Origin of the sequence: Streptomyces sp., from assembly GCF_035563135.1 — a bacterium.
GTDB lineage: Bacteria > Actinomycetota > Actinomycetes > Streptomycetales > Streptomycetaceae > Streptomyces.
Genome location: NZ_DATMVN010000741.1, coordinates 1 through 12813 on the forward strand (window position 1 = coordinate 1; position 12813 = coordinate 12813).

Annotated in this window: 12 protein-coding genes, 1 rRNA gene and 1 riboswitch; of the genes, 1 reads left to right on the plus strand and 12 read right to left on the minus strand. The window is 68.9% G+C overall.

Going from position 1 to position 12813, the window contains the following annotated elements; translation table 11 throughout:
* The coding region (gcvP, locus tag VN520_RS33145; protein WP_325750647.1) for an aminomethyl-transferring glycine dehydrogenase at positions 1 to 1879 on the minus strand (1879 nt) is incomplete at its 3' end.
* A gap of 193 nt (positions 1880 to 2072) precedes the next feature.
* Positions 2073 to 2168: riboswitch (glycine riboswitch) on the minus strand.
* Positions 2169 to 2300: 132 nt separating this feature from the next.
* Between gcvP and VN520_RS33150 the strand changes: the two genes are divergently transcribed.
* Positions 2301 to 2672: a PRC-barrel domain-containing protein gene (locus VN520_RS33150; protein ID WP_325750648.1), complete on the plus strand. Its 372-nt coding sequence runs from the start codon at positions 2301 to 2303 to the stop codon at positions 2670 to 2672.
* On the opposite strand, the gene VN520_RS33155 is transcribed toward VN520_RS33150, so the two are convergent.
* The 11 genes from VN520_RS33155 to rrf form a co-directional block, all read right to left on the minus strand.
* Complete coding sequence (locus VN520_RS33155; RefSeq protein ID WP_325750649.1) at positions 2594 to 4057, minus strand: DNA polymerase IV; 1464 nt, start codon at positions 4055 to 4057, stop codon at positions 2594 to 2596. The genes VN520_RS33150 and VN520_RS33155 overlap by 79 nt on opposite strands.
* 75 nt (positions 4058 to 4132) lie before the next feature.
* On the minus strand, positions 4133 to 4750 hold the full coding sequence (locus VN520_RS33160; RefSeq protein WP_325750650.1) for a MerR family transcriptional regulator: 618 nt from the start codon (positions 4748 to 4750) through the stop codon (positions 4133 to 4135).
* Between the two features lie 167 nt (positions 4751 to 4917).
* Positions 4918 to 5391, minus strand: coding sequence for a bifunctional nuclease family protein (locus VN520_RS33165; RefSeq protein ID WP_030794342.1), 474 nt, complete (start codon positions 5389 to 5391; stop codon positions 4918 to 4920).
* A 53-nt stretch (positions 5392 to 5444) separates the two neighbouring features.
* Entirely contained in the window at positions 5445 to 6188 is a 744-nt protein-coding gene (locus tag VN520_RS33170; RefSeq protein ID WP_325750651.1) for a MerR family transcriptional regulator, read from the minus strand.
* 40 nt (positions 6189 to 6228) lie between these two features.
* On the minus strand, positions 6229 to 6948 hold the full coding sequence (locus VN520_RS33175; RefSeq protein WP_325750652.1) for an FHA domain-containing protein: 720 nt from the start codon (positions 6946 to 6948) through the stop codon (positions 6229 to 6231).
* Between the two features lie 190 nt (positions 6949 to 7138).
* The gene (locus tag VN520_RS33180) at positions 7139 to 7993 is read right to left on the minus strand and encodes a DUF881 domain-containing protein (protein WP_325750653.1); all 855 of its coding nucleotides are present in this window, start codon (positions 7991 to 7993) and stop codon (positions 7139 to 7141) included.
* A gap of 5 nt (positions 7994 to 7998) precedes the next feature.
* A complete protein-coding gene (locus VN520_RS33185; protein ID WP_003970459.1) occupies positions 7999 to 8331 on the minus strand; it encodes a small basic family protein in 333 nt (110 codons plus the stop codon).
* A complete protein-coding gene (locus VN520_RS33190; protein WP_325750654.1) occupies positions 8328 to 9248 on the minus strand; it encodes a DUF881 domain-containing protein in 921 nt (306 codons plus the stop codon). Before VN520_RS33190 ends, VN520_RS33185 begins: the two co-directional genes overlap by 4 nt.
* 97 nt (positions 9249 to 9345) lie before the next feature.
* Entirely contained in the window at positions 9346 to 11841 is a 2496-nt protein-coding gene (locus VN520_RS33195; protein WP_325750655.1) for a mannose-1-phosphate guanyltransferase, read from the minus strand.
* A 110-nt stretch (positions 11842 to 11951) separates the two neighbouring features.
* Entirely contained in the window at positions 11952 to 12560 is a 609-nt protein-coding gene (locus VN520_RS33200; RefSeq protein ID WP_325750656.1) for a CDP-alcohol phosphatidyltransferase family protein, read from the minus strand.
* A gap of 155 nt (positions 12561 to 12715) precedes the next feature.
* Positions 12716 to 12813: ribosomal RNA gene (rrf, locus tag VN520_RS33205) — 5S ribosomal RNA — on the minus strand; the annotation flags it as partial.

The following is a 12813-nucleotide window of genomic DNA, read 5'->3' on the forward strand; positions in this document are numbered from 1 at the left end:
CGTCGCAGGCGACGACGACGACCCGCATCCCGGCCATGACCGCGCTGGCGGCGTTGGTGCCGTGCGCGGAGCTGGGGATCAGGCAGACGTCGCGGCCCTCGTCGCCGCGGGAGCGGTGGTATCCCCGGATGGCCATGAGCCCGGCGAACTCGCCCTGGGAGCCGGCGTTCGGCTGCACGCTCACGGCGGCGTAACCGGTCACCTCCGCCAGCCAGCCGCACAGCTCGTCGATCAGCCGGGTGTAGCCACGGGCCTGGTCGACCGGTGCGAAGGGGTGCAGCCCGGCGAACTCGGGCCAGGTGATCGCGGCCATCTCGGTCGCCGAGTTGAGCTTCATCGTGCAGGAGCCGAGCGGGATCATCGTGCGGGCCAGCGCGAGGTCCTTGTCGCTCAGCGAGCGCAGGTAGCGCAGCATCGCCGTCTCGGAGCGGTGCTGGTGGAAGACCGGATGGGTGAGGACGGCGTCGGAACGCAGCAGCCCCTCGGGCAGCGCGTCGGCCGCCTCGGCGTCCAGGGCCTCGATGTCGCCACCGGCCCCGAAGGCCGCCCAGACGGCGGCGATCCGGGTGCGGGTCGTGGTCTCGTCGCACGCGACGGAGACGTGGTCGGCGTCGACGAGGCGCAGGTTCACCCCGCGCTCACGCGCGTCGGCGACCACGCCGGCCGCCGCGCCCGGCACGCGGACCGTGAGGGTGTCGAAGTACGTGTCGTGCACCACCTCGCTGCCGGCGGCCCGCAGCCCCTCGGCCAGGATCGTGGCGAACCGGTGGGTGCGCCGGGCGATCGTGCGCAGCCCCTCGGGGCCGTGGTAGACGGCGTACATTCCGGCCATGACGGCGAGCAGCACCTGGGCGGTGCAGATGTTGCTGGTGGCCTTCTCGCGGCGGATGTGCTGCTCGCGGGTCTGCAGGGCCAGGCGGTAGGCCTTGTCGCCGTCCGCGTCGACGGAGACGCCGACGAGGCGGCCGGGAAGGCTGCGGGCGAACTTCTCGCGTACGGCCATGAAACCGGCGTGCGGTCCGCCGAAGCCCATCGGGACACCGAAGCGCTGCGTGGTGCCCACGGCGATGTCCGCGCCCAGCTCGCCGGGCGAGGTGAGCAGCGTCAGCGCCAGCAGGTCGGCGGCGACGGACACGATCGCGCCCAGGTCGTGCGCCTGCTCGATGACGGGCCTGAGGTCACGGACGGCACCGGAGGCACCGGGGTACTGGAGCAGCACACCGAAGACGCCGCGCTCGGCGACCTCCGCCGGGATGCCCTCGGCGAGGTCGGCGACGACGACCTCGACACCGGTCGGCTCGGCGCGGGTCTCGATCACCGCGATGGTCTGCGGCAGGGTGTCGGCGTCGACCAGGAAGACGCCGTCCTTCACCTTGCCGACCCGCCGCGCCAGGGCCATGGCTTCGGCCGCAGCCGTCCCCTCGTCGAGGAGCGAGGCGCCCGAGGTCGGCAGCCCGGTGAGGTCGGCGACCATCGTCTGGAAGTTCAGGAGCGCCTCGAGCCGGCCCTGGGAGATCTCCGGCTGGTACGGCGTGTAGGCCGTGTACCAGGCGGGGTTCTCCATGACGTTGCGCAGGATCACCGGCGGGGTGAACGTGCCGTAGTAACCGAGCCCGATCATCGGCGCGAGCACCTGGTTGCGGTCGGCGAGGCTGCGCAGCTCGGCCAGGACCTCGGCCTCGGTACGGGCATCGGGGAGGTCCAGCGCCTCGGCACTCCTGATCACGTCGGGCACCGCGGCGGCGGTGAGCTCGTCCAGGGAGCCGTACCCGATATGGGCAAGCATCTTCGCCTGCGCCTCGGCATCGGGCCCGATGTGGCGCTGCTCGAACGGAATGCCCTGCTCCAGCTGGGAGAGCGGAGTGCGACGGGGGGTCATGGTGGAGGCCTCCTGGTCTGTCACGACCTGCGGGGGGCGCCACTAAGTGGCTGCCCGAACGGCCTCCCCATCTGTCATCTCGACCTGAGAGCTTCACCGGCGCGCCCTGCGGCCTGCCGGCTTTCACCGTCGGTGAGGGCGGCGCCCGTGGCGGCACGTGCCGTACGGACTCCGTCCTGCTTTCCAGAGTGACCTCGTCCGTGCGGTACGGGGGCCTGAGAGATTCCGGGGAGGAGTTGCTCCTTCGGCGCCTCCGGATCGCTCCGGAGGACTCTCCCGCGCGGGGTCAGCAGCCGTGTTCCAGCCTACCAGCGGGCCGGCCGGGGCCGTCCCGAGTGGCCGTCGGCCCGGATCTGGCCTTTCGTAGTGCCTGTGGAGCAGCCGCGACCACCTGAGGCAGCCGTGACCAGTGGGAGGCACCGTGCAGACCGACATCGATCCGCGCAGCCTGATCGGCCGCAAGGCCTTCGACCGTCAAGGTGCCAAGATCGGAACGGTGGACGAGGTCTATCTCGACGACGCCACCGGGGTGCCCGAGTGGGCCGCCGTACGCACCGGTCTCTTCACCAGGGACGCGTTCGTCCCGCTGGAGCCGAGCGAATTCGTCGACGGCTCGCTGATGATCCCCTTCGACCGGGCCCTGATCAAGGACGCACCCGACTTCGGAGTGGGCCGCCACCTGTCTCCCGAGCAGGAACTGCAGCTCTACCGCCATTACGGACTGGACTCCTCCCCTTCCGCCGGGCCGGGTCCCGACAGGGACTTCGGCAGGCTCGCCGGCCACGAGGAGTAGTCCACCGCGTCCCGCACCAGTGGAAGCGGTCCGGCCGGCCGCAGCTCCGGATCATCGACACGGAAGGTGCGCACCCGGCCCGGGGGCGTCCACGGTTCCTCGAAGCGAACGGTGACACGTCCGACGCCGCTGCCCTGCACCCAGCCGTGCCCGTGGACGTCGTGCCGTACGTCGTGGCCTGCGGACCAGCGCCGCGATGCCGACTGCTCCTCGTTCTCCCGGGGATGCGCCCCCGCAGCCTCCTCCCCCGTGCCGTTCCGCTCCTCCGGGACGGCATCGGCGGCAGCGAAATCCCCGGCGGCCTGCTCGGCGTCGGCGGCCTGCGCGAAGAGATCCTCCTGCGTGAAGTCCGCCAGCCCTGTGACACCGACTCCGAGCAGCCGCACACCGCCGGTCGTGTCCACGGCCTCCAGAAGCCGCGCAGCGGCCTCCCTGACCACTGTGGGGTCGTCGGTGGGGCCACGGAGGGTCTCGGACCTGGTGAGCGTCGAGAAGTCGTAGCGGCGCACCTTGAGGACGACGGTGCGTCCGGACCGCCCCGCGTCCCGCAGCCGCTGCACGCACCGGGTCGCGAGCCGCTCCACCTCCGTCCTGACCCGCACACGGTCATGCAGGTCCACGTCGAAGGTGTCCTCGACGGACACGGATTTGGCGTCCCTCTCGGCGACGACGGGACGGTCGTCGTGCCCCTGGGCCATGCGGTGGAGCGCGACGCCGTGCGCCCTGCCCAGCAGCCGCACGAGCTCCGCCTCGCCCGCCTCCGCCAGGTGGCTGACGGCAGTCATGCCGGCGCGCCGGAGATGGTCCCCGGTGGCGGGCCCCACACCTGGGAGCACGCGCACGGACATGGGGGCCAGGAGCTCACGCTCGGTGCCGGGCTCGATCAGCAGCAGTCCATCCGGTTTCGCCTCCTCCGAGGCGATCTTGGCCAGCATCTTGGAGCCGGCGAGACCGACGGAGCCGCTGAGTCCGGTGACGGCCCGGATCGCGGTACGCAGCTGCTCACCGACCCGCCGTGCGGAGGCGGAGTCGTCGGCGGCCCCGCCGGCCTCCAGATCGACGAAGGCCTCGTCCAGACTGAGCGGTTCCACGAGCGGTGACAGTCTGCCCAGCAGCTCCATCACCTGGTCGCTCACCGTCCGGTACAGCGCGAAACGCGGGACCAGATAGGCCGCGTTGGGCGCCAGCCGTCTTGCCTGTGCCATCGGCATCGCCGAGTGCACGCCGAGACGCCGCGCCTCGTACGACGCCGTGGCGACCACCCCACGCATCCCCAGACCGCCCACCACCACCGGTTTGCCGCGCAGGCTGGGCTTCGCCGCCTGCTCCGCAGAGGCGTAGAAGGCGTCCATGTCCAGATGCAGGATGGTGGGTGCGGCTCTCACACGGACCGATGCTGCCCTACGCCACTGACAACCGCCCCGCCCGGCACCCGCGCCTCGCCATCCGGCCCCGGTGGCTCAGCCCGCGCGATTACGCCGCCGCGCCAGTTCATCGGCGGGGTTGTGGCCGACCAGGGTCTCCCCGGTGTCGACACGCTCCCCGTGGAGCTGGGACAGGGCCGCGTCGACATCCTTCCAGACGACTCCGACGGCGATCCCGAAGATGCCCTGGCCGCCCTGGAGCAGGTTCACGACCTCATCGGGGGACGAGCACTCGTAGACCGTCGCACCGTCACTCATCAGTGTCATCCGCTCGAGGTCCGCGAATCCGCGGGCCCTGAGGTGCTGAACGGTGGTGCGGATGTTCTGCAGAGCGACACCTGTGTCCAGGAACCGCTTGACGATCTTGAGGAGAACCACGTCCCGGAAGCTGTAGAGCCGCTGGGTCCCCGACCCGTACGCCGGCCGTACGCTCGGCTCGACGAGTCCCGTACGCGCCCAGTAGTCGAGCTGTCGGTAGGTGATCCCGGCCGCCGCACATGCCGTCGGCCCACGGTAGCCGATGTCCCCTGCCCCTGCCGCACCGTCCGCTGCCACCACCGCCGGCTGAACCGGCTGTCTGATGGAGTGGTCGGCCGCACTGCCGTGCTGCCGGTACGGCCCACCCGCAGCCGTACCGTCGCCGCTGCTTCTCACGCCGACCTCCGTCCTTGACCTGCCACCTCGAAGGTAGGCAGTCACCAGGGGTGCGTCAACGATCGCCACACTCGGCACGCCGAGTGATAATCACCCTGAGGGTGGTTTCCCGTGACTGGTTCCAGGGAACGGCTTGTCGGATGCGCTGACACTGCCCCACAGGGCGGTCACTGACTGTTGGTACCGAAGTCCTCCGGCGAGATCTGATCGAGGAACTCGCGGAATTTCTCCACCTCGTCCTCCTGCTCGTCGGGAATGGCGATGCCTGCGTCGTCCAGCACACCGTCACTCCCGTAGATCGGTGTGCCGGTGCGCAGGGCGAGCGCTATGGCGTCGGACGGCCGCGCGCTCACCTCGACCCCACTGGCAAAGACCAGCTCCGCGTAGAAGACCCCTTCTCGGAGGTCCGTGATCCGGACCTCGCTGAGCTCCTGGCCCACGGCCTCGAGCACATCCTTGAAGAGATCATGGGTCAGCGGCCTGGCCGGAGCCATGCCCTGCTGGGCGAAGGCGATCGCGGTCGCTTCCCCAGGGCCGATCCAAATAGGGAGGTACCGGTCGCCTCCCACTTCACGCAGGAGCACGATCGGTTGGTTGGAGGGCATTTCCACCCGGACACCCACAACGTCGAGCTCGTTCACACAGCAACCCTAGGACGTGCCCGCCATGTTTGGATAGTCGGGCTCCTCCGCCCTCAGTGGAAGCTGACCTTCAGAGCGGCCTGTACGAGCGCGGCATGGAGTCGTACGGAGAGCTCCGCCAGCTCCTTCGCGGTGGCCTCCGCATGTGCCCTGGTCTGCGGATTCCGGTGCCGACGCAGGGGCGCGACGACTTGCTCGACCAGTCCCGCCTCACGCTCGGCGGCCGCCTTGACGGCCCGCAGATGCCGTGGTTCCAGGCCAAATCTGCCCAGGTCCGCCACCAGTCGCGCCACAGTGACCGCCTCGGCGTCGTAGCTTCCGCCGACGGCCGGCACGATCAAGCCGTACGACTCCCACTCGTCGAGCTGCTCCTCGGTGGCCTCGGCCGCGGCGAGAAGCTCGGAGCGTCCGATGCGGGCGGCGGTGGCCTGCCCCAGGGTCGGGTCCCACGGGACGCCCGCAGGCTCACCCTGCCCGCCGCCGGACGGCAGCGCGGCCTGCTCTCCGCGGGCCAGGGCCTCCAGGTGTTCCCGGATGACCTTGAGCGGCAGGTAGTGGTCCCGCTGCATGCGCAGTACCTGAGCCAGCCGCTCAACATCGGCAGGGCTGAATTTCCGGTAGCCCGACGGCGTCCGCTGGGGCTCGACGAGCCCTTCCGCCTCCAGGAAGCGGATCTTGGAGATGGTCACTTCGGGAAACTCGTCGCGCAGCTGCAGAAGCACCGTGCCGATGCTCATCGCTCGCTCGCCCGCGGCGGCGGTGCCGTGACCGGCACCGCCTGTCGGTGTTCGCAGCATGAACCTTCCTGGGGGTCCCCCGGACGGAGTCCGGGGAGGGTCACACGCCCCGCTGGCTCGCGTAGAAGACCAGCCGGTACTTTCCGATCTGGACTTCGTCGCCATTGGTCAGCGCGACGGAATCGATGCGCTCGCGGTTGACGTACGTGCCGTTGAGGCTTCCGACGTCGCCCACGGTGAAACTACCGTCCGGACTCCTGTGGAACTCCACATGACGCCGCGACACGGTCACGTCGTCGAGGAAGATGTCGCTCTGCGGGTGACGGCCGGCCGTCGTCAGGTCGCCGTCCAGCAGGAAGCGGCTGCCGGAGTTCGGGCCGCGCCGGACCACCAGCAGCGCGGAACCCGCCGGCAGGGCGTCGACCGCGGCCTGAGCCTCCGGGGAGAGCGAGGGGAGGGCCGTCTGCCCTGTCGCCTCGGCCTCGTACGCCTCGATACCCGAGATCGAGATCGTCGAGGTGGTCTCCGAGGCACGCTCGGGCACTCCGCCTCTCAGCGGCGAACCACAGTTGGAGCAGAAACGACTGGCCTCTGCGTTGCGATGCCCGCACCTCGTACACACACCTATGCGCCCGGAACCTCCGGGATCGGCGGACGACGCGCCGGCCCCGCCGACGGCACCCTGGACCTCGTCGCGGAAGAGCGGGCGCTCAGAGCCCTGCTCCTCGGCGCCCTGACCCTGACGCGGAGCGCGGTGGCGGGCAGCGCTGTTGCTGTCCTCGCGGGCGCTCTTTCCGAACAACTTCGCAAACAACTTCACGGGCGTTTCCCCTTGACCGAAATAGACCCGCCCGTGGGGCAGGACGAACCCTGAATGAACACAACTGCCGCCCCGGACATCTTCACAACGTCCGTATCCACCCGACAGTTTCCACCACGCGTCACCAATCCGTTGCGCCGACCCCCCGCAACCTGGTGTGCGTGTCCTGTGAGCACCGTGCACCTCCGCCTCACTGCGACGACGACCGAGCGTGATCAGGCCGCTTCGCGGGTCGCAAGGCGTCCACGACGACGTCGTCGGCGCGCGTGACCTCCGCGGTGGCCTGCTCCTTCTCGAGCGTCTGCACCACACCGCCCGGGATGTTCAGAGCCGGCTCCAGATCCTGCGGCTTGCCGATGACCTCGAACTCGTAGGGAGCCTCGATCCTGCGGCCGTCGACTCTCAACTCTCCCCCGTCACCGGAGAAGTATGTATTGGCCACCACCCGCACACCGTTGATCTCCATCGCCTCCGCGCCCGCCGCACGGAGCTCCTGGATGGTGTCGAGGAGCATGTCGGCCTCCACCGCGCCGGTCGGGTCACTGATGGTCAGCGTGATGCCGGGGCCGTGCGCCGCGACGGTGCCCGCCAGGATACCGAGCTGCCGCTCCTTTTCGAGCGTCTGCTTGCGGGCTTCCTCCGCCTGGTCCGAACTGTTCTCCAGTTCCGTGCGCTGGTCGTCGAGGCGCTGCTTCTCGTCCTCGAGGCGCTGGGTCCGGTTGTCCAGCTCGTCGAGGATACGGACCAGGTCCTCCTGGCGGGCACCACGCAGAGCACTGTTGTCACTGTTCGACCTGACCTGGATGGCCAGTCCCAGACCGAGGACGAACAGCAGGAGCGCCACGATCAGTTGGGCCCTGCTCACCCTGGGCGGCCAGAGGCCTGCCCGGAGCCGCTGACGGCCGGAGACCTCCTCCGGCCCGCCCTGTGGGCGCGGAGGGGAAGACGGAGCTGGTGCCGGGGCCGGCGCCTCGGCCGGGAGCGCCCCGGCGGCGCCCCTGCCGCCGGGGTTCTGGTCGCTGTTCCGGTTCTGTTCCTCGCTCATCGGCCTCAGGCCCGGAAGACGTGCCGGCGGATGGCCGCGGCGTTGGAGAAGATCCGGATGCCGAGCACGACCACCACTCCGGTGGAGAGCTGGGCCCCGACGCCCAGCTTGTCGCCGAGGAAGACGATCAGCGCCGCCACCACGACGTTCGACAGGAACGACACCACGAAGACCTTGTCCACGAAGATCCCGTCGAGCATGGCCCGCAGACCGCCGAAGACGGCGTCGAGCGCGGCCACCACGGCAATCGGCAGGTAGGGCTCGACCACCGCCGGCACTTCGGGCCGGACCAACAGTCCGACCACGACTCCCACGACGAGGCCCAGTACGGCGATCACGATGTGCCCTTCCTTGTGTCTGCCGCACCACTGCCCGTGTCTGCGGCCTGAGGCTCTGCTGTACGTACGATCAGGCTGGGCGCGGCCGGAAGACGCACCTTCTCCTGCTCGGAGAGGCTGGTGCGGATGTCGAAGTTCTCGTGCAGCGCCTGGAGGTACTGGCCGTCCGCACTGTCCTGGAAGGCCGTGGCGAGCTTCTTCCCGTCCCCCACCGCCAGAACCGTGTACGGCGGCACCAGCGGCCTGTTGTCGACCAGTATGGCGTCGCCCGCCGCACGAATCGCGGAAAGGGCCGTCAGCCGCTGCCCGTTGATGGCGACCGCCTCGGCGCCGGACTGCCACAGACCGTTGACCACGCGTTGCATGTCCCGGTCACGTACACGTCCGGTATCGGCGAAGCCGGTGGACTCACGGGGACCGCCGCCGCTCTGGTCGGTGTCCTCGGCGTCGTCCACGACCAGTTTGATCCCGGGGCCTTCGACGGCGGTGGCACCGGACAGCAGTGCCACAAGGCCGCCCTGATCCCCGCCGTGCTCCTGAAGCGCCTTGCGCTGCCGCTCGCCGACGTCCTTGCGCAACTCCTCGACGTCCGCCTCCAGCGCGTCCGCCTTGGAGGTCTCGGCGTTCACCCGGTCGATGAGCTCCTCGCGCTCCTTGGCCACGACCGGCGCCGCGACCTGGGCCTCGGCGGCGCCGAGCGTCACCACGAGGGCAGCCAGTACCAGGCCTGCGGCGAGCCCCAGCTTCGCCTTCAGCGTGCGTGGCATCCCGTCTCTGCCCTCGGCCCGGCGACGGGCCGAAGCCTCGGCATATCCCTCGTCGAGGCTGTGTTCCATCACGGTGGTCAGCAGCGACATGGACGCGTCGGGGCGAGGACGCGGCGGAGCGCTACTCCGATCGGGGGGCGGCTGCGACATGCCGCACATCGTCGCACGTCATGCGTGCTGCCGCCGAATGCCCCCACCGTTGGCCCGGAAGACGTGCACACCGGCTTCCGGGCCTACGGTCGCCGTGTCAGGCGCCCGCGCTGTCCACGACCGCCGCCCATTCGTCGAGCAGTGCCTGGGCCGAGGCGTCGTCAGGGCCTTCCGCCCACAGGTGGGTGACCGCCTCCGACGGGTCGGGCAGCACCATCACCCAACGCCCGTCGGTCTCGACGACCCGCACACCGTCGGTGGTGTCCACACTCCGGTCTCCCGCAGCCTCCACCACCCGGCGCATGACAAGCCCCTTGACCGCCCACGGAGTGGCGAGATCGCGGCGCAGCACGTGGGCGCGCGGGATACGGGCATCGATCTGGCTGAGGGTGAGCTGCGTCCTGGCCACCAGGCCGATGAGCCTGACGAAGGCCGCCGCACCGTCGAAGACACTGCTGAACTCCGGCACGATGAAACCGCCCCGGCCGTCGCCGCCGAAGATCGTGGTGTCCTCACGGCCCACTCGGGTCAGATCGTCAGGTGACGTGGTCGTCCACTCCACCTGCGTGCCGTGATAGGCCGCCACCTGTTCGGCGACGCGGGTTGTCGTCACCGGGAGGGCCACCCGCCCGCTCCTCCGTTCGGCAGCCACGAGGTCGAGCATGACCAGCAGCGCCCGGTCGTCCTCGATGATCCGGCCTCGCTCGTCCACGAGGGACAGCCGTTCACCGACGGGATCGAACCGCACACCGAAGGCGGCCCGTGCGGACGACACGATTTCGCCGAGGCGCACCAGTCCCGCCCGCCGGGATTCGGCGGACTCGGTCGGCCGGGACTCGTCGAGCCCCGGGTTGATGGTCAGCGCATCCACGCCGAGGCGTCCGAGGAGGCTGGGCAGAACGAGCCCGGCGCTGCCGTTGGAAGCGTCCACGACCACCTTGAGGCCCGCATCGGCGATACCCGCCGTATCGACGTTGCGGAGCAGGGACCCCGTGTAGGAGTCGAAGACGCTCGACGGGAAGTGCAGGTCCCCGATCTCGCCGGGGAAGGCCCTGCGGTATTCCTGACGGGCGTAGACCCGGTCCAGTTTCCGCTGGCGTGCCTGGGAGAGATCGGCTCCCCGCTCGTCGAAGAACATGATGTCGACCGAATCCGGCACGCCGGGGGTCGTACGGATCATGATGCCGCCGGCGCTTCCCCGCGCGGTCTGCTGCCGGGCCACCGGGAGCGGCACGTTCTCCAGGTCGCGGACGTCGATGGCACTGGCCTGGAGCGCGGAGATGACCGCTCTCTTCAACGCACGGGCACCACGGGAGTGGTCCCGGGCGGTGGTCACCGACGCGCCCTTCTTCAGGGTCGTCGCGTACGCACCGGCGAGCCGGACGGCGAGCTCCGGGGTGATCTCGACGTTCAGGATGCCGGAGACACCGCGGGCTCCGAAGAGGTGCGCCTGCCCGCGCGACTCCCAGATCACCGAGGTGTTGACGAAGGCGCCGGCCTCGATGGTCTTGAAGGGGTAGACCCGGACATTGCCCTGGATGATCGATTCTTCGCCGACCAGGCACTCGTCACCGATGACAGCACCGTCCTCGATGCGGGTGGCCCGCATGATGTCGGTGTTCTTGCCGACCACGCAGCCGCGCAGATTGCTGTGCTGTCCGATGTAGACGTTGTCGTGCACGACCGCCCGGTGCAGGAACGCACCCGATTTCACGACGACGTTCGAACCCACCACGGTATGTTCGCGGATCTCTGCGCCTGCTTCGATCTTTGCGTAGTCACCGATGTACAGCGGCCCCCGCAGCACCGCGTCGGGGTGCACCTCTGCGCCTTCCGCGACCCAGACCCCTGGGGAGATCTCGAAGCCGTCGAGCTCGACGTCGACCTTGCGCTCCAGCACGTCGGCCTGGGCCTTGACGTAGCTTTCGTGCGTGCCCACGTCCTCCCAGTAGCCTTCCGCCACGTAGCCGCAGATCAGCTTGCCGTCCTTCATGAGCTGCGGGAACACATCGCCCGACCAGTCCACGGAGGTGTCGGCCTGGACGTAGTCGAAGACCTCGGGCTCCATGACGTAGATGCCCGTGTTCACCGTGTCGGAGAAGACCTGGCCCCAGGTCGGCTTTTCCAGGAAGCGCTCGACCTTCCCGTCTTCATCCACGATCGTGATCCCGAATTCCAACGGATTCGGGACGCGGGTCAGGCACACCGTGACGAGCGCGCCCTTCTCCTTGTGGAACGCGATGAGGTCGGTGAGATCGAAGTCTGTGAGGGCGTCGCCGGAAATGACCAGGAAGGTGTCGTCCTTCAAAGCCTCTTCGGCGTTCTTCACACTCCCCGCGGTGCCGAGTGGCTTCTCCTCGTTGGCATAGCTGAGCTCCATCCCGAGTTCTTCGCCGTCGCCGAAGTAGTTCTTGACGAGGGAGGCGAGGAACTGGACGGTGACCACGGTCTCATTGAGCCCATGCTTTTTGAGCAGGCGCAGCACATGCTCCATGATGGGCCGGTTGGCCACGGGCAGGAGCGGCTTGGGCATGCTTGAGGTCATGGGGCGAAGGCGGGTGCCTTCACCGCCTGCCATCACGACGGCCTTCATGTCGGTAACGTCCTCCTCGAAGAGACGACGGTCTGGCCGACTTCGCCCGTCGGGGCTACACCACAACTCCGGTGCGGGCCGGCGACTCTGCACGGCACCACGTCAACGAGCTAATCGGCTACTCGATCCGCCTTGATCAGACGGCGGACCTGGACCACGTACAGGATTCCTGCCCACCAATAGAGGGTTGTACCCCACCCGGCGAACGCCCATCCGAAAATGGTGCCCAGTGAAGCAAGCCAACCACTTCCGTCGCTGAGCAGCAACAAGGGGAAGGCGTACATCAGGTTGAAGGTTGCAGCTTTGCCCAGGAAGTTCACCTGCGGCGGCGGATAGCCGTGCTTGCGAAGGATTCCCACCATGACGAGCAGCATCAGCTCACGAGCGAGGAGTGCGGCCGTCAGCCACAACGGCAGAATCTCGCGCCAGGTGAGTCCGAGGAGGGTCGACAGAATATAGAGGCGGTCAGCAGCCGGGTCCAGGAGCCGGCCGAGACTGCTGATCTGATTCCAGCGACGGGCGAGCTTGCCGTCTAGGTAGTCACTGACTCCGCTCAGCATCAGAACCAGCAGGGCCCAGCCGTCACTGTTGGGCCCGCCGAACACGGGGCGAAGAATCAGCCACAGGAAAAGCGGTACGCCGACAAGGCGAGCCATGCTGAGGATGTTGGGGATGGTGAGTACTCGGTCCGTCTGAACTCGAGTCTCCTGGACCTCCACCCGGGGGCCTCCTGTGAAGAACGTGCCGATGATGCCCCCTGACCCTACCCTCCGCCTCGGAGCTCCGATGCACAGGGGTGGGAGGTGGGAGGAGAGAGTCACTGAACGCAGGAAAGCCCCGTGCCACAAGGGCACGGGGCTTTCCCGGAATAATTGTTCGGCGGCGTCCTACTCTCCCACAGGGTCCCCCCTGCAGTACCATCGGCGCTGAAAGGCTTAGCTTCCGGGTTCGGAATGTAACCGGGCGTTTCCC

Excerpts from the sequence above, each read along its gene's own strand:
- VN520_RS33170 (WP_325750651.1), bottom strand. The coding sequence starts at position 6,188 with ATGCTGCGAACACCGACAGGCGGTGCCGGTCACGGCACCGCCGCCGCG.
- VN520_RS33180 (WP_325750653.1), bottom strand. The coding sequence starts at position 7,993 with ATGAGCGAGGAACAGAACCGGAACAGCGACCAGAACCCCGGCGGCAGG.
- VN520_RS33190 (WP_325750654.1), bottom strand. The coding sequence starts at position 9,248 with ATGTCGCAGCCGCCCCCCGATCGGAGTAGCGCTCCGCCGCGTCCTCGC.
- VN520_RS33195 (WP_325750655.1), bottom strand. The coding sequence starts at position 11,841 with ATGAAGGCCGTCGTGATGGCAGGCGGTGAAGGCACCCGCCTTCGCCCC.